General features: G+C 66.0%; 21 protein-coding genes. 9 read left to right on the forward strand and 12 right to left on the reverse strand.

The genetic code is table 11. From position 1 onward, the window contains the following. Positions 1 to 4: 4 nt before the first annotated feature. Together C2L71_RS04310 and guaA are read right to left on the reverse strand one after the other, a co-directional pair. On the reverse strand, positions 5 to 373 hold the full coding sequence (locus C2L71_RS04310; protein WP_103264542.1) for a 3-hydroxyisobutyrate dehydrogenase: 369 nt from the start codon (positions 371 to 373) through the stop codon (positions 5 to 7). Positions 374 to 396: 23 nt separating this feature from the next. Then, positions 397 to 1,380: a glutamine-hydrolyzing GMP synthase gene (gene guaA, locus C2L71_RS04315; protein ID WP_103264543.1), complete on the reverse strand. Its 984-nt coding sequence runs from the start codon at positions 1,378 to 1,380 to the stop codon at positions 397 to 399. A gap of 248 nt (positions 1,381 to 1,628) precedes the next feature. Between guaA and C2L71_RS04320 the strand changes: the two genes are divergently transcribed. After that, positions 1,629 to 1,994 (forward strand): transcriptional regulator, encoded by a 366-nt coding sequence (locus tag C2L71_RS04320; RefSeq protein ID WP_103264544.1) that lies wholly within the window; start codon positions 1,629 to 1,631, stop codon positions 1,992 to 1,994. A 12-nt stretch (positions 1,995 to 2,006) separates the two neighbouring features. Continuing rightward, positions 2,007 to 3,002, forward strand: a complete 996-nt coding sequence (locus tag C2L71_RS04325; RefSeq protein WP_239926344.1) for a DMT family transporter — start codon at positions 2,007 to 2,009, stop codon at positions 3,000 to 3,002. On the opposite strand, the gene C2L71_RS04330 is transcribed toward C2L71_RS04325, so the two are convergent. Further along, positions 2,996 to 3,391 (reverse strand): metallopeptidase family protein, encoded by a 396-nt coding sequence (locus C2L71_RS04330; RefSeq protein WP_103264545.1) that lies wholly within the window; start codon positions 3,389 to 3,391, stop codon positions 2,996 to 2,998. The two genes, C2L71_RS04325 and C2L71_RS04330, sit on opposite strands and share 7 nt — an antisense overlap. 345 nt (positions 3,392 to 3,736) lie before the next feature. Between C2L71_RS04330 and C2L71_RS04335 the strand changes: the two genes are divergently transcribed. Beyond that, positions 3,737 to 4,195, forward strand: a complete 459-nt coding sequence (locus tag C2L71_RS04335; RefSeq protein ID WP_103264546.1) for a PadR family transcriptional regulator — start codon at positions 3,737 to 3,739, stop codon at positions 4,193 to 4,195. Further along, positions 4,192 to 5,190, forward strand: a complete 999-nt coding sequence (locus tag C2L71_RS04340; RefSeq protein ID WP_103264547.1) for an HAAS signaling domain-containing protein — start codon at positions 4,192 to 4,194, stop codon at positions 5,188 to 5,190. Before C2L71_RS04335 ends, C2L71_RS04340 begins: the two co-directional genes overlap by 4 nt. Before the next feature lie 91 nt (positions 5,191 to 5,281). Here the strand turns inward: C2L71_RS04340 and C2L71_RS04345 are convergent, their stop codons facing one another. The 8 genes from C2L71_RS04345 to C2L71_RS04380 form a co-directional block, all read right to left on the reverse strand. Then, entirely contained in the window at positions 5,282 to 8,200 is a 2,919-nt protein-coding gene (locus C2L71_RS04345) for an ABC transporter permease (RefSeq protein WP_103264548.1), read from the reverse strand. A 1-nt stretch (position 8,201) separates the two neighbouring features. Further along, on the reverse strand, positions 8,202 to 8,882 hold the full coding sequence (locus C2L71_RS04350) for an ABC transporter ATP-binding protein (protein WP_103264549.1): 681 nt from the start codon (positions 8,880 to 8,882) through the stop codon (positions 8,202 to 8,204). A gap of 115 nt (positions 8,883 to 8,997) precedes the next feature. Further along, on the reverse strand, positions 8,998 to 10,002 hold the full coding sequence (locus C2L71_RS04355; protein ID WP_103264550.1) for a sensor histidine kinase: 1,005 nt from the start codon (positions 10,000 to 10,002) through the stop codon (positions 8,998 to 9,000). Next, positions 9,999 to 10,691, reverse strand: a complete 693-nt coding sequence (locus C2L71_RS04360) for a response regulator transcription factor (protein WP_103264551.1) — start codon at positions 10,689 to 10,691, stop codon at positions 9,999 to 10,001. The genes C2L71_RS04355 and C2L71_RS04360 overlap by 4 nt, the downstream gene beginning before the upstream one ends. A gap of 152 nt (positions 10,692 to 10,843) precedes the next feature. Continuing rightward, the gene (locus C2L71_RS04365) at positions 10,844 to 11,239 is read right to left on the reverse strand and encodes a hypothetical protein (RefSeq protein ID WP_129588472.1); all 396 of its coding nucleotides are present in this window, start codon (positions 11,237 to 11,239) and stop codon (positions 10,844 to 10,846) included. Between the two features lie 345 nt (positions 11,240 to 11,584). Continuing rightward, complete coding sequence (locus C2L71_RS04370; RefSeq protein ID WP_103264553.1) at positions 11,585 to 13,507, reverse strand: heavy metal translocating P-type ATPase; 1,923 nt, start codon at positions 13,505 to 13,507, stop codon at positions 11,585 to 11,587. A gap of 199 nt (positions 13,508 to 13,706) precedes the next feature. Further along, positions 13,707 to 13,925, reverse strand: a complete 219-nt coding sequence (locus C2L71_RS04375; protein ID WP_087189829.1) for a cation transporter — start codon at positions 13,923 to 13,925, stop codon at positions 13,707 to 13,709. Positions 13,926 to 14,022: 97 nt separating this feature from the next. Then, positions 14,023 to 14,439 carry an ArsR/SmtB family transcription factor gene (locus C2L71_RS04380; RefSeq protein WP_103264554.1) on the reverse strand — a complete coding sequence of 139 codons (417 nt, stop codon included), beginning with the start codon at positions 14,437 to 14,439 and terminating at the stop codon, positions 14,023 to 14,025. A 194-nt stretch (positions 14,440 to 14,633) separates the two neighbouring features. Here C2L71_RS04380 and C2L71_RS04385 point away from each other — a divergent pair, with 194 nt between their 5' ends. The 3 genes from C2L71_RS04385 to C2L71_RS04395 all read left to right on the forward strand — a co-directional run bounded on the left by C2L71_RS04385 (position 14,634) and on the right by C2L71_RS04395 (position 17,389). Beyond that, the gene (locus C2L71_RS04385) at positions 14,634 to 15,308 is read left to right on the forward strand and encodes an ATP-binding protein (RefSeq protein ID WP_103264555.1); all 675 of its coding nucleotides are present in this window, start codon (positions 14,634 to 14,636) and stop codon (positions 15,306 to 15,308) included. A gap of 223 nt (positions 15,309 to 15,531) precedes the next feature. Next, a complete protein-coding gene (locus tag C2L71_RS04390) occupies positions 15,532 to 16,446 on the forward strand; it encodes a helix-turn-helix transcriptional regulator (RefSeq protein WP_103264556.1) in 915 nt (304 codons plus the stop codon). A 1-nt stretch (position 16,447) separates the two neighbouring features. Further along, positions 16,448 to 17,389, forward strand: coding sequence for a DMT family transporter (locus C2L71_RS04395; protein WP_103264557.1), 942 nt, complete (start codon positions 16,448 to 16,450; stop codon positions 17,387 to 17,389). Positions 17,390 to 17,587: 198 nt separating this feature from the next. Here C2L71_RS04395 and C2L71_RS04400 read toward each other — a convergent pair whose 3' ends face one another. Next, positions 17,588 to 18,346, reverse strand: coding sequence for an SOS response-associated peptidase family protein (locus tag C2L71_RS04400; protein ID WP_103264558.1), 759 nt, complete (start codon positions 18,344 to 18,346; stop codon positions 17,588 to 17,590). 229 nt (positions 18,347 to 18,575) lie between these two features. Between C2L71_RS04400 and C2L71_RS04405 the strand changes: the two genes are divergently transcribed. Then, on the forward strand, positions 18,576 to 18,902 hold the full coding sequence (locus C2L71_RS04405) for a metal-sensing transcriptional repressor (protein WP_103264559.1): 327 nt from the start codon (positions 18,576 to 18,578) through the stop codon (positions 18,900 to 18,902). A 96-nt stretch (positions 18,903 to 18,998) separates the two neighbouring features. Further along, on the forward strand, positions 18,999 to 21,614 hold the full coding sequence (locus C2L71_RS04410) for a heavy metal translocating P-type ATPase (RefSeq protein WP_103264665.1): 2,616 nt from the start codon (positions 18,999 to 19,001) through the stop codon (positions 21,612 to 21,614). Positions 21,615 to 21,728: the final 114 nt, after the last annotated feature.

Raw genomic sequence — 21,728 nt, forward strand, 5'->3', positions numbered from 1 at the left:
GCTATCAGAGTTCTATGCGGTCGAACTTCGCGAGGATCTCCGTGGCTGCAGAGCATGCCTCGCAATCGCAGTACTTCGCACCCGCCTCCTTGCGTTGCTGTTGGGCTGCAAGCGCGCTTGCAGCCGCGTCTTCGCCAAGCATCTCGATTGCCGGCCCTTGCAAGAAGGCGATCACGCCGTCGATCGTCGTCGGGCGCCCTTCGAGGACGTCGAGCAGGTCGTTCGTTGCCGCATCGATAGCAGCGTCGCTCGAATTGGCTGCTACTGCATCCTTCCATGCCTGCGCAGCATCCTTTGTCACCTGCGTGCTGAATTCGGAATCCGCGAGCGTGTCCACGCGCTCGGTCACGTAATCGAACGTCTCCTTGTTCATGACAACTCCTTTCAGCGATTCTTCTATTCCCACTCAATCGTCCCGATCGGCTTCGGCGTGAGGTCGTAGACCACCCTGCAGATGCCGGGGACTTCGGCGAGGATCCTCGCGGTGATCTTCTTCAACAGCGCCCAATCCAGCTCGGGGACCTCGGCGGTCATGGCATCCACCGTGTTCACCGCGCGGATGATGGCGGGCCACTCGAACGCGCGGACGCCGTCGCGGACGCCGGTGGCGCGGAAGTCGGGGACGCTCACGAAGTACTGCCAGACCTTGCCCTCGAGGCCGGCCGCGGCGAACTCGTCGCGCAGGATGGCGTCGGCTTCGCGCAGCGCCTCGAGGCGGTCGCGCGTGATGGAGCCGAGGCAGCGCACGCCCAGGCCCGGGCCCGGGAACGGCTGGCGCTCGACCATGCCCTCGGGCAGCCCGAGCTCGCGGCCGATGACGCGCACCTCGTCCTTGTACAGCAGCTTCACGGGCTCGCACAGCTCGAACTGCAGATCGTCGGGCAGACCGCCCACGTTGTGGTGCGCCTTCACGCCGTCGGACTCCAGGATGTCGGGGTAGATGGTGCCCTGCGCGAGGAAGCTCACCTCGTCGCCCACCTTGCGGGCCTCCTCCTCGAACACGCGGATGAACTCGGCGCCGATGATCTTGCGCTTCGCCTCGGGCTCGGCCACGCCGTCGAGCAGATCGAGGAAGCGCTCGGAGGCGTCGACGTACACGAGGTTCGCGTCGAGCTGGTTCTGGAACACGTCCACCACCTGTTCGCTCTCGCCTTTGCGCATGAGGCCGTGGTTCACGTGCACGCAGATGAGCTGCTTGCCGATAGCCTTGATCAAGAGCGCCGCCACCACGGACGAGTCCACGCCGCCGGACAGCGCCAGCAGCACCTTTTGGTCGCCCACCTGGGCGCGCACGGCTTCCACCTGCTCGTCGATGAACGCGCTCGCCAGCTCGGGCGTGGTGATTCGCTCCATGTCTTCAGGGCGCTTGTTGGAATCCATGCGGGGACCTCCTCGTGCTCGGTGATGTTCTGGGGGAAATTATACCGGATGGCGCAGGTTTCTCCCGATGATATGGTTGTGAGCTCGATAATTTGCAGAAAACGTGGAAGCGTGGCCGGCACCGTCCGCCTTCGGCGCTTGGACGGGCAACGGGTAGGGAAGCGCCTCTCAACAAGAAGCGCATAGTGCGTGTCCGGCAAGGTTGCGCTGGAGTACAGTCAAGCTTGATAAGGAAAGGAGACGCTGCTATGGACCCGGTTTCGCTCCCTGAATGGTTCACGGCTTTCGCCGAGATCTCGGCGGTGGCGGTCGCATTGTTCCTGCCTCAATACCAGGCGCATCGCGAACGCAAAACCAGTTTCACGCGCATGCGACGCGTGACAAAGGGCATGCTCTATGCTCTTGCGCATGATCGGGCCGCATGCACGGAAAGCTGCGATTCGAGTCGGCTCGAAAGCGCAAAAGAGCTGAATCTCTACTTACAGGTGGCCTTTCTCGTTTTGAGCGATCAGCGCGAACTCGACCTAAGGGAGGAAGTTGCTCGCCTCTATCGTGCGCTTACTTCGCCGCATGCCGATATTCAGGCCATCGAACAGGAGATCGCGTTGTTGTAGTGCGAGTTCTCCATGCCTGCGGTACGGCCCTGTGCTACCATCGTCGGCATGCATTCTCCGCTGCTGAAATATGCACTCGCCGTCTTTTTGGGTGGCGCCAGCTACGGCGCCATGGGCACGGTGGCGAAGAGCGCGTTCGCCGCCGGTTTCACATGGCCTCAGACGGTCATGAGCCAGGCGCTGTTTGGCACGCTCCTGTTCGGCCTCGCGTTCGTCGGCGAGGCGGCGCGCAACCGAAGCGCGGCGCACATGAATGCCCGCAAGTTGTTCAAGCTCATGGGAACCGGCGTCGCCACCTGCATCACAGGCGTGCTGTACAGCATCGCTCTCTCGAAGCTGCCGGTGGCTGTAGCCATCACGCTTTTGTTTCAATTCACCTGGATCGGCATCGTCATTCAGGTGGTTGTCACACGCAAACCGCCTCAAGCTGCTCAGGTGGGCGCCGCGGCCGTCATCATGGCGGGTACCGTGCTGGCGAGCGGGCTTCTCTCGGCTGACGTGGACTTTGCGTCGTTCGATCCGATCGGCATCGTGTGCGGGCTGCTCTCGGCGGTGACGTGCGCAGTGTTTATGTACCTGTCGGGCCATGTCGAGAACGACATGCCGGCCTTTCAGCGCGGATTCTTCATTTGCTGCGGGTCGCTCCTGGTTGGCATGGCTGTGTGTCCGGGCTATTTCCCTTCCGGCGTGCTTTTCGAGGGTATTGCGGGCTATGGCGTGCTGCTGGCAGTGACGGTGCTGTTCGTTCCCGTGCTCTTGTTCGGTATCGGCACGCCGAAACTGCCGGTGGGCGTATCCACGATCCTCGCCGCTTCGGAGCTTCCGTGCGGCATCTTCGTGTCGCTTGTTGTGCTGGGGGAAACCGTCGACGTTGTGCAGGTGGCAGGCGTGCTCGCCATCCTAGTCGGTGTGGCGATCGCTCAAGCGCCTTCGCTCAAGATGCGTCCTCGTCGCAGACGTGGAGCAGCCGTTGTAAACGACGAGCGAGCAAAAAGGAAGGTTCAGTAGCCCATTTCGTGCAGGCGCGCATCGTCGATGCCGAAGTAGTGGCCTATCTCGTGCACCACCGTCTTGCCGACCTCATCCACCAGCTCCGCGCGCGAGCGGAAGCAGCGCTCGTGCGGTCCTTTGAATACGGTGATCACATCGGGCAGGTCGCCTTCGTAGCCGTCGGCACGATCGACGAGGGACACGCCGTCGTACAGGCCTAAGAGTTCGTCCTTGCGCACCGATGCGCCTCGACAGCCGGGCTCGTCCAGAATGTCGAAGTGGTAATCATCGGGTTCGCTCTCTACCACAATCGCCACGTTATCGAGTGCCCGGAGGAACCGCTCGGGTATGTTCGCGAGAGCCTCCTCGACCACGGTCTCGAACTCCTCGTCGGTCATGCGGGCCATCCCCGCCTCCTGTCATCGGTCTTTTTCGCTGGGGCGAGTATACCGGATGAACTGTAGGAGGAACGCGCGACTAGGAAGCTGCACGGTTTTTCGCCTATGCGATCTGTTCGCTCAGCACAGTTTTTCTCTTTCGAAAGGCATGGTTGCCTACCTGGGGCTTCTCTGATCCGGAAGGTACGGTTCCCCGAATCCAAGTTGCCGACATCCAACAGTGCGCACAAACGAAAGGATCGTGCGATCGCATCGCAATCGCCAATCTGCGAACCTTTTACTGTGCGTCGCACGCTAATGTGCAATCTATGGTATAGTGTGCGACACACACTAAGCGAGAAGGGGCAGGGATGCATGGATCGTAACGACATCGTGTCGAGCATGGTGCTGGAACTTCGCCGCGGCACGCTCGTGATGCTGGTGCTCAGTCGGCTGCGCGAGCCCGCGTACGGATACGCGCTGGTGAAGTCGCTCGCCGACCACGGCATACCCATCGAGGCTAACACGTTATACCCGCTCATGCGGCGACTCGAGTCGCAGGGGCTGTTAGAAAGCAAGTGGGATCACGGTGGATCGAAACCGCGCAAGTACTACCGCACCACGTCCGAGGGCCTGCGCGTGCTGAGCGAGGTCGAGGAGCAATGGCAGGTTCTGTGCGGCGGCGTGAATGCCTTGCTGCGCGTCGCCGTAGACGGCTCCGGCGGCGAGGATGCCGGCGGAAGCGGTTACGGGCACGCTGATGAAAGTGATCGTCCTGGCAGCGTTTCTTGCTGTAGCGATGATAGTGACGGTAACGGAGGTGGGGTGCAATGACGATTCGAGATAACGATATGATCGAGCGCTACCTGTACGCCGTCACGCGGCACCTGCCTGCGAAGCAGCGCGACGACGTGGCTGAAGAACTGCGCACGCTCATCTCCGACATGCTCGAGGAGCGTTGCGGAAGCATGCCGCCTGCACAGAAGGATGTGCGCGTCGTGCTCACCGAGCTTGGAACTCCGGGCGAGATGGTTCGCAAGTACACCGCCGACGAGAACGCGTGCCTCATCGGCCAGCCGTACTACGCGCAGTATCTCTACGTGCTGAAGATCGTGCTCGCTTGCGTGGCCGGCGGCATGCTCGTAGCCGGCGCGCTGTCTCTCGCGACGGGCACGCAGGGGGGCGTTCTCGGCGGCGTGCTCGAAGGGATCGGCTCGCTCATCGCAGCGCTCGTCTTCGCTTTCGCGTTTGTCACCGCGTTGTTCGCCTTCTTCTCGCACCGCGGCATCGACGTTGAGGTGATGGGCTCGCTCGACGATCTGCCGCCCGTGCCGCGCGAGACGAGAAACCCTGCGCGTGGCGATGCAGTTGTCGGCATCGTATTCTCTATCGTCGGTGCCGTCGTGCTCTTGCTGTTCCCCGATGTATTGAACGCGCTCAGCCACCGCAGTGACGGTATGCGGCTCGAACCCTTCAACGCCGAGGCCATCCGTGCGTCGGCGTGGGTCATCATAGCTTGGACGGTCGTGTGCGTCGGCGCCGAAAGCTTCAAGTTGGTGGAAGGCCGTTACACGAAGCGCCTGCTGGCGGTCACGCTCGTCAGCGATCTTGTGGTCGCAGTGCTTGCCGTCTTCTGGCTAACGAATTTCCATCTGGTTGACGCTCAAGCAATCGTTCAGGCGATGCAGTCATCGGGCCTCGCGTTGGAGGGGCCGGTTCTTTGGGCGGTGTCGAATGTGCAGGTGGCGTTCTGCGGCTTCATTGTGGTTGCGCTCGTCATCGACGCAGTCGACTCCATCGTTAAAACCGCGAGGAACAGCCGAATCTAAGCCGGCAGCCGAGTCTACCCACCATGCGAGGAAGGGGCGCCAGGCCCCTTCCTCATGCGTCCCGACCATCTTCTTTGCTCATGAAGAACCCCTAGATTGCGTCGTCGCGCAGGGCCTCCACGATGCTGCCGGCGCGAGCACGAGCGAGCGCGTAGGCAACGCTGAGCGCCAGCACCGCGAGCACCACGCCCACTGCGGCTCCGACGTAGGACCATGGCAGCGAGAACGTCGTGCCCGCGAACGTCATCGCGGTCGCCTGATGTAGCGCCCATGCTACCGCCGCAGCCGCCGCAAGGCCGATAAGCAGACCCCGCACGGCATAACTTACACATTCATAGGTGAGCATCCGGGCGAACGCGCGGTTGCCCATACCCACCGACTTCAGCACCGCGAACTCCCGCGTACGCAGGATGATGCTGTTAGCCAGCGTGTTGAACACGTTCGCCACTGCAATGAGGGCCATGATGATGGAGAAGCACATCACGAACAGTTGCACGGCCTGCATCACGAGGCGGTCCTGGCGGGCGCTCTCTGCGAGGTCGCTCACGTTGATGGAGACGCCTTCGAAGCCTGCAGCCATCTTCTCCAGCTCTTCGGCGGCCTTCGCGTGATCGGAGGCCTTGAACGAGAAGCCCGCGAACGAGTACGTGAATGGGCTGGTCTGGTAGTCGCCATTGAATGCTGCAGCGCTTTCGGGCAGGATGAGCGCGGGGAACTGTCCGCTTGCACCGACGGCGCCGAGAGCGTCCGGCTCCTCATCTGCGAGCGCGCCTACCTCGATCGGGATCGGCGTCGCAACATCATCGAGCGGAACCGTCTGCGCAGGAGCTTTAGGATCCACCACGTTCATGTAGGATACGAGCGGTCCTTCGGCGCTGTCGAGAATGCCCATGAAAGCGAATCCTTCGGGGCGGTCGATGGCGTAAAGGTCGATGCTTCCCGTGCTCGCGAACGGCACGGCCGACACGTAGGTCCCATCCATGAGCGTCTCCTGAAACGTGTTGAGTCCGAGAGCGCGCACGTTGTCCGGGTCGGTGTACTCGATCTCGTCAAGACCGAGCTCGGCCACGAGTGCGCGCCAGGAAGCGTCATCGAGGTAGAACAGCGATACGGAGCCGTAATAGTCGCCTTGCTCGCCGAAACTCGGGGGCACGAAATCTGCGTTGCGCTCGGCATCGATGCGCTCGCGCACGCCTTTCGCCTCGGGCGTGATCATGGTGGCGGGGATGATGCCCTCAGCTTGACCTTGCCGCGTTGAGCCGAGGAACTCGAGTCCCTCGATACTGCGCGTCTCGTCAAGGAATCGATCGAGGTCTTCACCGTGATCCGACAGATCGTCGACCATGCCGGTGGCTGTCGGCTCGACATGGGCAGATACGATGATGTCGGCTTCGCTTGCCGCACCGCCGCGGCCCGCGCGGTCGGCAATGGGGGACATCGCGGCCGCCAGGCTGCCGGTGGCAACGATAAGCACGACGCTCACTGCAAGGGAAGCGACCACGGTGCGTCCGCGGGATGCCGAGCGGGAGAGGTTGCGGTGCGCCACGAAGCCCGGCATGCCGAAGATCCGGCCAGCGAAACCGAGTTTGACGAGATTTCCAGACGATGCTCCTGCAGCCGAGCTGCGTATGGCGTGTTTGGACAGGCGCACGTCCTGCGTCTGGCGGATAGCATCGACGGCTGATACGCGGCTTGCTCGTAGGGCCGGTACCCAGGCACTGACCGCGAGCGTTGCGAACGAGAGCGCCGCGGCGGCGGCCAGCATAAGCGGGTCCACCTGCACGGGTACGCCGCTTCCGGAGCCGACGATCGAAACGAACGCTTCCTGCGACACGGCGAAAGCACCAGCTGTCCCAGCCACGCCGAGCGCGAGCCCCAGCGGCACGCCCACGATCCCCAGCACGAGCGCCTCGGTCACCACCGTGCGCCTAAGCTGTCGTTTCGACGCTCCGAGTGAAGCAAGGAGACCGAACTGGCGCGTGCGTTCCGCCACCGAGATGGCGAAGGCGTTGTAGATGAGCGACACCGATGCCACGACGATCACGAGCGCGAGTACGGCCGCGATGGACCAGAGCGTCCCCCAGATGGGCCGGTCATCTGATACGCCGAGATAGCGAAAGATGTTCGTGTGGAAATGCGTCGAGGCATCGTTTTCCACGCCGGTGGCCTCGACCATGAGCGCCTGCATGTCCTCCAGGCTGCCGATGCCCTGCGTGCGCACGTAGGCGCCCGTGAGTGCACCTTCTGTTTCGTCAGGGGTCGTGAGCGCCACGATAGAGGAGTACGCTGCGGTGAAATTGTTGCCCGTGAAAGGAGACTGGCGTTCGTAGAATCCCACCACCCGGTACGTCCGCTCGGACACGTCGCCCAGTTCTTCGTTCACCGTGCCGGTGCCCTGTTCGACGGAGTGTAGCCATTCGTCGACGCTGCTCAGCACGACGGGCTCGCCGCTTCCGTCATCGTACAGGCGTGTTCCCAGATCGAGCGAGAGCATGCTTCCCACGGCAAGAGGTCCGCTTGTCCGCGCTCCGCCTTCGCCGTCAGCGCCCAGCTCTGCGCCGCGCGCGTAGTCTGGAAGCACGATCTCGTCCGCCGCTTCGGGCATGCGCCCTTCCACGAGTTCGGGCATGATGGCGAGCGGCTGGCCGTCCGGATTGAAAGAACCTTTTGCCTCCTCGGGCAGCGTGCGCACCGCCACGAACTCGCCGTAGGTGTACGACTCCTCCTCCGAGAGTCTGGCCGAGCCCAACTCTTCGAACGTCGCGATGTCGCTTGTCCGACCGTCGGCTTCAAGTGCGTTCAGCGCCTCGTCGGATACATCGGTGGTGAAGATGTGCCACGATCCCTCGTCAGCAACGGTGCGCTCCAAGAGCGCCGCCTGCATGCTACCGACGCTTGTTAGCACGGCGGTCATAAGCGCTGTGGAAAGCGCGATGCCCGCCACGGTGACGGCGGTGCGCACGCGGTTTCTGGCGAGCGACCGCAGCGTGAAGCGCGTGAAGATGCCCATGCTAGCGCCGCCTCTCGTCGGAGGCGACGCACCCGTCCTCGATGGCGATCACGCGATCGGCCGCGCAGGCGACGTCCTCATCATGGGTGATGACGACGAGCGTTTGGTTGAAATGGCGGTTCGAATCGCGCAGAAGCGCCATGATCTCAAGAGAGTTGCGCGAGTCGAGGTTGCCGGTGGGCTCGTCGGCGAGCACCACGGCAGGCGCGTTCATGAGCGCGCGCCCGATGGCCACGCGCTGCTGCTGGCCGCCGGAGAGCTGGTTGGGCAGAAAGCCCTCATGGCCGCGCAGCCCCAGGCCGTCGAGCAGCGTGCGCAAGCGCTCCTCGTTGACAGGTCGGCCGTCCATGAGTACGGGTAGCGTCATGTTCTCCACCACGTTGAGCACGGGAATGAGATTGTAGAACTGGTAGACCAGTCCCACTTCGCGCCGTCGAAGCACCGCGAGCTCCTCGTCGGAGCGCGCATACACATCGGCGCCGGCCAGGCGCACGGTGCCCGACGTGGGGCGGTCGACGCCGCCCATGAGGTGCAGCAGCGTCGACTTGCCGGAACCCGACGAGCCCACGATGGCCGCGAATTCGCCCTGGGCAATGGAGAGCGATACGTTGTCGAGCGCCTTGAGCGCCGTCGCGCCCTGCCCGTACACCTTCGTCAGATGCTCGACCGTGAGGATGTCCATAGGTTTCTGCCTTTCTCGCTTGAGCCTCTACGGACAGTGTCCCATCGCGCGGTTGCACCGGCATGAAACCCGCATTACGAAATTGTCATCTTGAACCTCGCTGAAGTTCCGCGCGTTATACCACCATCTTGGGAAACGTGAAGTCGAACTGCGCGCCGCCGGTCGCACGGTCGTTTCCGGCGCGCAGCGTGCCGCCTTGCGCGGCGACAAGCGAACGGGCGAGAGAGAGTCCGATGCCGAAGCCCTCGGAGCCTGCCCCGCGGTAGAAGCGTTCGAACAGGTGCGGCACGTCCTCGGGTGTGATGCCGGGGCCCGTGTCGGTCACGCGCAGCCTGAGCGCCACCGCGTCCTCCGAGGCGCTCAGGCGCACCGTGCCGCCGGCGGGCGTGTGCTCCAGACAGTTCTTCAGCACGTTGCCAAGCGCCTCGGCCGACCAGGCGGCATCCCCCGTGAACGACGTCCCCGGCGCCACGTCCACCTCGCAGGCCACGCCGCGTAGGTCGAACGCGCCTGCTAGCGGAGCGAGCGCGTCGCGTACGAGGCGCTCCACGTCCACGGGCGCGGCCTGCACGCGGATGGCCCCGGCGTCGGCCTTCGCCAGTTTGAGGAGCGTGGTCACGAGCCACCCCACACGCTCCACGAGCGTCTCTAGCTCGCGCAGGGCGCGCGTGCGCTCGGCGGGGCCCGCAGCGTCCTCGATGGCGGGCACCAGGAGGCCGATCGCCGTGAGCGGCGTTCTTATCTGGTGCGACACGTCGGCGAGCGCATCGGCGAGCGCGGCCTTCTCCTTCCCGAGGCGCTCGGTGGCCCCCGCGAGCGCGGCCGTCATCTTCGCCAGCTCGTTCTTGAGCACGGCCACGTCTCCCTCGCGGTAGTCCGCGAAATCGATGCGCCGGCCGCCGTGCAGCACCTCGTCCACCTCGGCGGCCAGGCGCGCAATCTCGCGGTAGCGCCGGGTTGAAAATGCGGCGAAGAGGGCGCAGGCAAGGGCGAGGGACGTCAGCGCCGCAAGCCCCGCGCCCGGCCCGGCGAGTGCCCATGCGAGCGCGTCAACGACGCCGAGCGCAGCCGCCAGCACGGCGAGCTCCACCGCGAAGGAGCGATTGCGCAGAAGGCTCATCGTGCGCCTCCTTCCTCGACGGGGCCCGCCTTGTATCCCAAGCCGCGCATCGTGAGCACGAGCTTGGGGTCGGCCGGGTCGTCCTCGATCTTGTCGCGCAGGCGCTTCACGTACACGTTTAACGTGTTGTCACTCACATACTCGCCGGCGCTGTCCCAGATGGCGTTGCGCACATGCTCGCGCGTGACCAGACGACCCTGGCTCTGCGCGAACAGCAGAAGCAGCCGATACTCCAACGCGGTCAGCTGCACCTCGCGTCCCGCTTTGCGCACGACGGCGGCCGTTGGATCCACTTCCACGTCTCCCAGGTGCAGGGTCGCAGACGATCCCGATGTGCGGCGCAGGACGCTCTTGATGCGCGAGAGCAGCTCGCGGGCGCGGAAGGGTTTGGCGATGTAGTCGTCGGCGCCCATATCGAGGCCGGCCACGGTGCTGTATTCGTCGTCCGAGGCCGTAAGGAATATCACGGCCGGCGCGGGTTCGACCGCCTTCGCTGCCGCGCACACGGCGAACCCGTTGCCTTGCGCGAGTGATACGTCGACGAGCGCGAGGTCAAACCGTGCGCTCGTCAAGAGCGTCGCGGCTGCGCCTTGTCCGTCGGCATGCTCCGTTTCGTATCCCTCCCGATGCAAGAGGTCGGTCAAGCTGGCCACGATTGCTGCGTCGTCTTCCACGATGAGTATGCGCATGTGCTCGGCTCCTTCTCCTGCGGACGTTTGCGAACACGGTAGCAGAAAAAGCGTGGCCGCGCAGACAAGGAACAGCTGAAGGCAAGATCTTCGGAATGGGGCAGGCAGGGAGGTTCGCTCTTGCGCCCGATACGGATGTCGAAGGAGCGCGTCTAGCGCTGCGGGTTGAAGACCCGGTCGACGAGCGGCATTGCGATGTAGGAAACGAGCGCGCCGATGAGCGCTCCCAGGGCGTCCACGAGCCAAAGTACCGGCACTGCGGCGAAGTCGGAAGTGCCCAGCGCGAGTTCGCCGATGATGGCGGCTAAGCCTGTGAGCGCGAACGCCATGATGCAGGCGCGCTTGAGGGGCACATGCTGCCACAGCGCGTTCGTCAAGAGGAACGTCAGCAGGAAGGTGGCGAACAGGCGGGGAATGGCAGGCCACAAAACAACGACCGCTCCAGCCCAGACGAGAGCGATGCTCCAGCGCGCGATCATGAGCGCCTGTCGCGTTTTCGGGCGGATGGGCCGATCGGCGGGTGTTTCAGTTGTTTTTCGCGTGTCCATGCGGATCAGCCTAACAAAGAGCGGACGCAGCGCGATCTTGGTTCGCGAGCAGTCGCGCAACCGTTGCCGACTCATCGGCGCGATGTTACCGTGCGCAGAGTGGGATGCATCCGACATATATACCGCAATGAGTGTCAAGAGCAAACTTCGCCCTGTATCGAAGGGCGAAGGAAGTATCGTTCCGACTTCTTGCGCCACTGCAAATCACACCCTGCAGCGCCGACTTCCCAAGCTGGCTGCCGCCTGGCGAAAACGCCAGGCTAGCGTTCCCGTCTGGCCAAACGTGCGATGCCGCCCCTGGGCGGCATCGCAGCGGTTTATCAACAGCCGGACCCTTGTGGCCCGCTACTTTCTCACGTTCATGGCGCGCATGGCGTTGAGGATGGCGATCACGGCCACGCCCACGTCGGCGAACACGGCCAGCCACATGTTCGCGATGCCCACCGCCGCCAGGATCAGCACGAGGAACTTCACGCCGAGGGCGAACACGATGTTCTGCCACACGATGCCCATGGTCTTGCGGGCGATGCCGATCGCCCGCGCGATGTTGGACGGCTTGTCGTCCATGAGCACGACGTCGGCCGCCTCGATGGCCGCGTCCGAGCCCATCGCGCCCATGGCGATGCCGATGTCGGCGCGGGTGAGCACGGGCGCGTCGTTGATGCCGTCGCCCACGAACGCCAGCTTGCCCTTCCCGGAACCCCTCTCGTGCGTCTCCTCGAGGAGCTTCTCCACCTCCGCGACCTTGTCCTGGGGCAGAAGCTGCGCGCGGAACTCGTCGATGCCCAGCTCCTTCGCCACGGCGGCGGCCACGTCGGCGCGGTCGCCCGTCAGCATGACGGTCTTCTTCACGCCGGCCGCGCGCAAGGCGGCGACGGCCTCGGCCGCGTCGGGCTTCACGACGTCGGCGATGACGATGTGGCCGATGTAGTCGCCGTCGAGCGACACGTGCAGGATGGTGCCGGTCAGCTCGCAGTCGTGGCAGCCCACGCCGCACTCGCTCATGAGCTTGTCGTTGCCTACGAGCACCACGTGCTCGTCGATGCGCGCCCGCACGCCGTGGCCGCTCTGCTCCTGCACGTCGTCGATGCGCTGCTGGTCGATGGGCCCCGAGTAGGCCGCGCGAACCGACAGGGCGATCGGGTGGTTGGAGTACGCCTCGGCGTGCGCCGCGATGGACAGCAGCCGGTCGGGGTCGATGCCGGAGGCGGGGTGCACGGCAACCACGTTGAACGAGCCGTCGGTGAGCGTGCCGGTCTTGTCGAACACGACCGTCTCGGTGCCGGCGAGCGTCTCCAGGTAGTTGCTGCCTTTCACGAGGATGCCGAGGCGCGAGGCGCCGCCGATGCCGCCGAAGAACGACAGGGGCACGCTGATGACGAGCGCGCAGGGGCACGACACCACGAGGAAGATCAGCCCGCGCTGCACCCAGTCGGACCAGTTCTGGCCCAGCACGAGCGGCGGCACGACGGCCAGCAGCACCGCGATGCCGACGACCGCCGGGGTGTAGTACCGTGCGAAGCGGGTGATGAAGTTCTCGGTCTTGGCCTTCTTCTCGGCTGCGTTCTCCACGAGCTCGAGGATGCGACTCACGGTGGACTCGCCGAAGGGCTTGGTCGCGCGCACGGTGATGAGGCCGGTCATGTTGACGCAGCCCGAGATGATCTCATCGCCTTCGCGCACCTCGCGCGGCACCGACTCGCCGGTGAGGGCCGCGGTGTCGAGCTGCGACGTGCCGCTCACCACCACGCCGTCGAGCGGGACGCGCTCGCCGGCTTTGACGACGATCTCGTCGCCCACGGCCACCTCGTAGGGGTCCACCTGCACGAGCCGCCCGTCGCGCTCCACGTTGGCGAAGTCGGGCGCGATGTCCATCATGTCGGCGATGGACTTGCGCGATTTACCCACGGCGTAGCTTTGGAACAGCTCGCCCACCTGGTAGAACAGCATAACGGCCGCGCCTTCGGCCATGTGCGGGTCGCTGTCGGGGAACAGCACCAGCGCGAAGGCGCCGATGGTGGCCACGCTCATGAGGAAGTTCTCGTCGAACACCTGGCCGTGGCCGATGTTCTTCGCCGCGCGCAGCAGCACGTCGTAGCCGGCGATGAGGTAGGGGACAAGGAACAGCGCGAACTCCACCCACAGCGCAGTCGTCTCGCTACCGAGCCACGTCGACAGCGGAAGCAGCTCCGCCACGACGTACACGACGACGAACAGCGCGATGGCGAGGACGATGCGGTTCCTCGTGCGTTTCTGTTTCTTGTTCATCTGGGGTTCCGCCATTCTGACGAAGCGGCGGAACACATCGACGCTGCGGGCTTCCGCAGCACCTCGTCTTGCCCCTTGTGTGCTGTCCCTTGCGTGCGAAGCACGCGCGGCCGCGCGGCGGGGCAATCTGGGGCGCTGCAAAAGCCCTCGCTGACTCTTGCGGGCATAGTGGCATCTCCTTTTGTTGGTTGAAGTGGTCCTAGCGCAGGATGACGCAATCCGGCTCGATCTTGCGGCACGCGCGCTCGGCCTCGTCGAGCACCGCTTCGAAGCGGTCGTCGTCGGCTTCCAACACGAGCTTCTGCGTCATGAAGCTGACCGTGGCGCTTTTTACGCCGTCGATGTTCGAGATGGCGTTCTCCATCTTGGCCGCGCAGTTCGCGCAGTCGAGGTCTTGGAGCTTGAAGGCTTTGCGCATAGTTCGTCCTTTCACGTGCGCCGCGAGCGGCGCTATCCCTGATTCCGTCTCCGAGCGAGATGTTTCACGTGAAACATCTGTACGCATCGATCGTTCTCTATTCGCAGATGTGGGTCATGCCCTGGGCGAGCATGGTGTACACGTGATCGTCAGACAGCGAGTAGATGACGTTCTTGCCGTCGCGCTGGAACTTGACGAGGCGGGCCTGCTTGAGCGTGCGCAGCTGATGAGACACGGCGCTTTGCGTGGCGCCGATGAGCTCAGCGAGGTCGGCGACGCACAGCTCCTGGCCCATGAGCGCGTACAGCATCTTGATGCGCGTCGTGTCGCCGAACACCTTGAACAGGTCGGCCAAGTCGTACAGCAACTCTTCGTCGGGCATGCTCTCGGATCCTGGTTCGGACGCGCCTGCATGTTCAGCGCAGCCGCACGAGCAGCCGTTGTCGTGCGCACTCTCCGCCGGGGCGGAGCCATCGTCGGGCGTCGTCGCGGTTGTGCTCTGGTTTTGCTTCATCCTGTCAACCTCTCAACATATGATCAACTGTTCATAAGTATACGGAGGAGGCGAGGCGTGTCAAGGGTAAAGCGAGGGAAATTCTCGCTTGTTGGATTTCCAACGAGGGCTGTCGACGCGACGTGCTATGCTCCCGGGCAAATTGGCGAGAACGTACGCGGGTGTACGTCGAGGATGCATGCGGGAGGAACAGTATGAAACGGAAGATCATCGAGATCGACGAGGTGGCGTGCACCGGCTGCGGCCTGTGCGTTTCGGCGTGCCACGAGGGCGCGATCGGCCTGGTGGCCGGTAAGGCCCGCCTGTTGCGGGACGACTACTGCGACGGGTTGGGCGACTGCCTGCCCGCGTGCCCGACCGGTGCCATCGCCTTCGTCGAACGCGAGGCCGAAGCCTACGACGAGGCGGCCGTGCTCGCGGCGCGCGATCGAGCCACCGACGGGGCTGCCGAGATCGCCGCGGGCTCGCTGAACGCGGCCGGCCGCGATGCGCCGCGCCCCTCCGAGCTGACGACGTGGCCGGTGGAGATCAAGCTCGCCCCCGTTCGGGCGTCGTGCTTCCAAGGCGCGCACGTGCTGATCGCCGCCGACTGCACGGCGTTCGCCTACGCCGACTTCCATCGCGACTTTTTGCGCGGGCGGGTCGTCCTCGTCGGCTGCCCGAAGCTGGATGCCGTCGACTACAGCCAGAAGCTCGAGGCTGTCTTCGCGGGCAACGACATCGCCTCGGTCACCGTGGCGCGCATGGAGGTTCCGTGCTGCGGCGGGCTTGAGCACGCTGCGCGCACGGCCCTCGAGCGCAGCGGCAAGGACGTGTCCTTCGAGGTGACGGTGATCTCCACGTGCGGCGATCTGCTCGAACGGCGGTAGCGCTCCGCGGCGAGAACGGGGAACGGCGACCGCAGCGGCGCGCCATCGCCGTTGCGGCGCCATCGCCCCATCGCCGCGGGAATGTTTCACGTGAAACATTTGTACGGGTTTGGCACTTGCGAGCTCGGGGCGTCGCGCCGGTCGCGGCGTCCCGCCCGCAATTTCGTTCAAGCGGGCCGTGCGGGTTCGTGGTATCGTTTCCTGCTTGGACGAAAGGGTTTGCATGGAGATGATCGAAGCGTGGAACGAGCGCCCCGACGTGCGGGGCGCTCGTTTGGCCGACCCCGAGATGGGAGCCGAGAACCGGCGCATCGCGCCGTTCGGGCCGTGTCCGGGCGTGGAGTTCGTCACGCTCGAGGGCATCGTGCAGCCCTTCCCGCTGCACTTCCACGATTTCTGGACCATCGGGCAGATGGTGGGCGGCGGCCGCCGCATGCGCTGCCGCGGCGAAGAGCATGTGCTGGGACCCGACGATTTCGTGCTGTTCGAGCCGGGTGAGGTGCACGGTTGCGAGCCCGTGGGGGAGGCCCCGCTGGCGTATCGCAGCATCGTCGTTCCCGACGAGCTGTTCTCCCAGGTGGTGGGCGAGGCGATCGGCGTGGCGGGCCCGCATCGCTTCAAGACGGTGGTCACACGCGACGTGTCGCTTTCGGCCTGCATGGCGCGCCTGTACGCGTTCGCCTGGAGCGAGGGGGCCGACCCGCTCGAGGAAGAGGAGGCCCTGCTCGCCCTGCTGGCGCGCGCCGCGCGTTGCTGCGAGGGCGGCCGGGCGGCGTTGACGGCGTCCGCCGCGCCGACGGGCGCCGTCGCTGCGGTGGCTCGCGCCCGGGCGCTCGTCGACGAGGCGTACGCTGCCGAGCTGACGCTCGCGGATTTGGCCGAAGCCGCCGGTCTGTCGCGGTTCGCCCTCATCCGTGCGTTCTCCGACGAGACGGGCCTCACGCCCCATCGCTACCTGCAGGCCGTGCGGGCGAACCGCGCGCGCGACCTGCTGGCCGTCGGTGATGCCCCGGCCGAGGCGGCCGCGCGTGTCGGCTTCTCCGACCAGGCGCACATGACCCGGGTGTTTAAGTCGTTCTACGGCGTCACGCCGGGCCGCTACCGCAGCGCCGCGCGCGCCTCGCGCGAGGAGCGCTAACATGGTCGCGGCAGACGTCCGGGCAGCGGACGACGCGCAGACGCAGCAGCGGCCGGCGGTGCGCGGGCACGTGCTGGCGCTCGTCACCGTGCTCGTGTGGGCCGTGACGTTCGTGTCCACGAAGGTGCTGCTCGTGCACCTCGCACCCATCGAGATCCTGTTCTTCCGCTTCATGATCGGCTTCGCCGCGCTCGCCCTGCTGCGCCCGCGCATCCTGCGCGTGCGGGGGTTCAAGGAGGAGCGCTGGTTCATGCTGGCGGGCGCCACCGGCGTCACGCTGTACTACCTGCTCGAGAACATCGCGCTCACGTTCACCACGGCCTCCATCGTGGGCGTGGTCGTGGCGGCGGCTCCGCTGTTCACCGGCATCGCATCGGCCGTCGTGCTCAAGGAGCGGCTGCGCGCGCCGTTCTTCGCGGGCTTCGCGGTGGCCATGGCGGGCGTGTGCCTGGTCAGCTTCTCGGGCGGCGCGGCGGGGCTTACGGGGGAAGGCGGCCTCGGCCAGACCGGGCTCGTGGGCGTGGCGCTGGCGCTGGCCGCGGCGGGCACGTGGGCCGCGTACTCCATCGTGACGAAGAAGCTCTCGACGTTCGGCTACGACAGCATCCTCGTCACGCGCCGCACGTTCGCCTGGGGCCTCGCTTTCATGCTTCCGACGCTGCCCGTTTTGGGCTTCTCGCCCGACTGGGCCTCGCTCGCCGCGCCCGAGATGTGGGGCAACCTCGTGTTCTTGGGCCTGGGGGCCAGCGCGCTGTGCTTCGTGACGTGGAACATGGCGGTGAAGGAGCTGGGGCCCGTGAAGACGAGCCTGTACATCTACCTCGTGCCCGCGCTCACCGTGCTGGCCTCGGCGGCCGTGCTGGGCGATCCGCTCACGCCGCCCGTCATCGCCGGCGTGGCCCTGACCATCGCGGGTCTGTTCCTGTCCGAGCGCGGCAAGTAGCGTCCGCTGGCTCGGCGCATGCCGGGTCCGACGCTGCGTGGCCCGCGATGAACGCCACAAGAGCCACGTTTATCGCGAACAAATGTTTCACGTGAAACATTTGGGCGGGCGGAGGCGCTGTCGGGCTTGCCTGCTTGGCCGCCGCAAGGGGTGAGGTTCGCCGTCGCATGAGCATCGTCTCCGCGGAGACGACGTTCGCTAACGCTCGGGTGCGACACGCAGCTCGATGGCGCCGCGGTCGAGCAGCGGCGCGTAGACGCCGCGCAGCCACAGCGCGGGCTCGCCGGGCCCCAGCGCGAGCGGCATGCGGTTGTGCACGGGAGCCACCGCGTCGTTCGGCTCGGTGGTGACGAGCGAGAACCGGCCGCGATCGTGGATGCCCGCCAGCAAGAGCGGCGCGCCGTCGAGCGGCTCGAAGGCGTACTGGCGCTTCACGGGGCGCCCGGTGCGCTCGCTCGGCACCGTCTCGGACGCGTGCGACTCGTAGAAGCCCCAGGCGGGTATCAGGCAGCGGCGGCGCGCGAAGGACGGCGACCACATGCTGCCCTCACCCTTCAGCGCCGTCTCGATGCGCGTGTTGAATACGGGCCCGTTCTTCCATGGAACCTCGTATCCCCAGGCCATATGCGCGACCGCGAGGCCGCATCCGTCCCCTGTGGCCACGATGAGCGGTACCACCGACGAGGGGAGCGCCTCGGCGCGCGGCGGGGGCGCGGAAGCCGGCGGGGCGGTGGGCCTGTTGTCGAACAGCGACAGCTGCGTCGCCGCATCACAGCGCGCTCCCTGCGCGCGGGAGGCCCGCGCAGCGTCGCCCGCGGGCGCGGATAGGTACGCCTCGAAAGACTCCAGCGGATCGAGCGATTCCAGCTCGTCGGCGTGATCGGCCAGGTCGCGCTCGATCTCCGCGGCGATACGCGCGACTTCGTCGCGGTCGACGGGTATGAAACGGCGGCACATCGGCTACTCCTCCCTCGCGTTCCTGCACGTCTCCAGTGTAGCGGTTCACGGCCGACCGAGAGGCTGCCGCGCGGTGTCCTTCGCATGACGGCCGGTTTGCGCCTTACGCCTGCGCCGCCCGCCAAGCACCGCGCGCCCCGCCGCTCGCGCGTCGTGGGATTGACAATACCCATAAGGGGTATATACTCGCGCTAAGATACCCTCACGGGGTATAGAGGAAAGGAGCATCATGGCGGAGAAGAACCTGCCGGCTGCAGAGGCCGGCGGCTGCTGCCGTCGCAAGGAGACGCCGCGCTCGGAGGAGCTGCAGGCCGATCTGCAGAAGCGGCTCAATCGCGTCATCGGCCAGCTGGGCGGCATCAAGACCATGATCGACGACAACCGGTACTGCGGCGACGTGCTCACGCAGCTCGCCGCCGCCGAAAGCGCCGTCCACAGCATTTCGGCCCTCATGCTGCAGAACCACCTGGAAACCTGCGTGGTCGAGCAGATCAGGCGCGGCAACGTGGAGGTCGTCGACGAAGTGATGCAGCTCATGAAGAAGTTCTCGCGATAAACCGAGGAGGCCGTGCGAAAGACGGGCGAGATGTTTCACGTGAAACATCCGTTCGCTTTGCGCCGGGCGTCCATGACGTCCATGAAGGAGCATGAGGTGAAGCAAGCATTCGATGTGACCGGCATGACGTGCGCGGCGTGCTCCGCGCGCGTGGAGAAGGCCGCCCGGGCCGTGCCCGGCGTGGCCGACGTCGCCGTGAACCTGTTGAAGAACAGCATGGAGGTGACGTATCGCGACGGCGCGGAGCCGTCGGCCGTCGCGAGCGCCGTCGAGGCCGCCGTCGACAAGGCGGGCTACGGCGCCGCCGCGCGCGTCCCGACGGGCCAGCAGGCTCCCGGTGCCGGAAGCCGCGCGGCCGGGGCGCGTCCCGTGGCCGACGCGGCCGCCGAGGCCAGGCGCGTGCGCATGCGCCTCGTCGTGTCCGCGGCGTTCACGATCCCGCTGTTCTACCTGTCCATGGGGCACATGTTCGGCTGGCCGCTGCCCGGGTTCTTCGTGGGCGACGCGAACGTGATGACGTTCGCGTTCACGCAGTTCCTGCTGTTGCTGCCCGTCGTGTTCGTCAACTTCAAGTTCTTCCGCGTGGGCTTCAAAACGCTCGCCCACGGCGCGCCGAACATGGACTCGCTCATCGCCCTCGGCTCGACGGCGGCCACCGCGTACGGCATCTACGCCATCTACAAGATCGGCATCGCGCTGGGCGCGGGCGACCTGCACGCCTCGCATATGGCGGCGATGGACCTGTACTTCGAGTCGGCGGCCATGATCCTCACGCTCATCACGCTGGGCAAGTACTTCGAGGCGCGCGCGAAGGGCAAGACCACCGACGCCATCGCGAAGCTCGTGGACCTCGCGCCCAAGGAGGCCACGCGGCTCGTGGACGGCCGCGAGGAGCGCGTCGCGGTGGAAGAGGTGCGCGCGGGCGACGTGCTGGCGGTGCGCGCGGGCGAGGGCATCCCCGTGGACGGCACCGTGCTCGAGGGCTCGGGAACGGTGGACGAGTCGGTGATCACGGGCGAGAGCGTGCCCGTGGACAAGCGTCCCGGCGACGCGGTGACCGGCGCCACCGTGAACAGCACCGGGTGGTTCACCATGCGGGCCGATCGCGTGGGCGACGACACCACGCTGGCGGGCATCATCCGGCTCGTGGACGAGGCCACGTCGACGAAGGCGCCCATCGAGAAGATCGCCGACAGGATATCGGGCGTGTTCGTGCCCGTGGTCATCGTCATCGCCGTCGTCACGTTCGCCGTGTGGATGTTCGGCGGCTCGACGCTCGAGGTTGCCCTGTCGCACGCGATCAGCGTGCTCGTCATCTCGTGCCCGTGCGCGCTCGGCCTGGCCACGCCCACGGCCATCATGGTGGGCACCGGGCGCGGGGCGGCATGCGGCATCCTCATCAAGTCGGCCGAGGCGCTGGAAACCGCCCACGACGTGAAGACCGTCGTGCTCGACAAGACGGGCACGGTGACCGAGGGCGCGCCGAGCGTCACCGACGTGATGCCGGCGCCGGGCGTGGGCGAGGAGCGCCTGCTGGAGCTGGCGGTGTCCATCGAAGGTCGATCCGAGCACCCGCTCGCGCGCGCCGTGTGCGACTACGCGCGCAGCCGTCATGTCTACCCGCTGCTCGTGGAGGACTTCAAGCAGGTGCCCGGCGAAGGGGTGGCAGCGCTTGTCGACGACCATCCGTCGTGCGCCGGCAACCTGCGCATGATGGAGGCCCGCAATGTCGCCGTGGGCGCGTTCGCCGAGGAGGCGCGACGGCAGGCCGACGAGGGCAAGACGCCGCTCTTCTTCGCTCAGGACGGCGAGCTTCTGGGCGTGATCGCCGTGGCCGACACGGTGAAGCCCTCGAGCGCCGCCGCCCTCGCCGAGCTCAAGGCCATGGGCATCCGCACGGTGATGCTGACCGGCGACAACGAGCGCACCGCCGCCGCCATCCAGCGCAAGGTGGGCGCCGACGAGGTCATCGCCGGCGTGCTGCCGGACGGCAAGGAGCGTGAGATCCGCCGCCTGTCCGAGCAGGGCCGCGTGGCCATGGTGGGCGACGGCATCAACGACGCCCCGGCGCTCGCGCGCGCCGACGTCGGCATCGCCATCGGGGCAGGCACCGACGTGGCCATCGAGAGCGCCGACATCGTGCTCATGAGAAGCGACCTGCTCGACGTGCCCGCCTCCATCCAGCTGTCGCGCGCGACGCTGCGCAACATCAAGCAGAACCTGTTCTGGGCGCTCGTCTACAACGCGGTGTGCATCCCCGTGGCCGCCGGCGCGCTGTCGTTCATGGGCCTGAACCTCAACCCTATGATCGCCGCGGCCGCCATGAGCCTGAGCTCGGTGTGCGTGGTGTCGAACGCCCTGCGCCTGCGCGGCTGGAAGCCCAACCTCCCCAAGGTGCCGACGGGCGCTCCCGCGAGCTCGCCCGTCGAAGGCGGCGACCCCGGCGAGGCCGCGGACCCCAAAGAAACCCCCGATGAAACCCCCAACGAAAAGGAGATCGCTATGGAGAAGACCCTGCATGTCGAAGGCATGATGTGCCAGCACTGCGTCGCCCACGTGAAGAAGGCCCTCGAAGGCGTGGAGGGTGTAAAGGAGGCCGTCGTCGACCTCGGTGCGAAGACCGCTGTCGCCAAGCTCGCGCGCGACGTGGATGCGGAAGCGCTGACCAGGGCCGTCGTGGAGGCTGGCTACGAAGTGGCCAGCGTCGAATAGAGACCTTTCGCGTTCCTGATCCAATCGAGCGGACGTCGACGCCGGGGTCGAATGCTGGAGCCGGCTGGCGACGTCCGGCGGGCATTCGGCGTGCGGCGGCATCGAACGCCGAGG

Origin of the sequence: Enteroscipio rubneri (assembly GCF_002899715.1) — a bacterium.
GTDB lineage: Bacteria > Actinomycetota > Coriobacteriia > Coriobacteriales > Eggerthellaceae > Enteroscipio > Enteroscipio rubneri.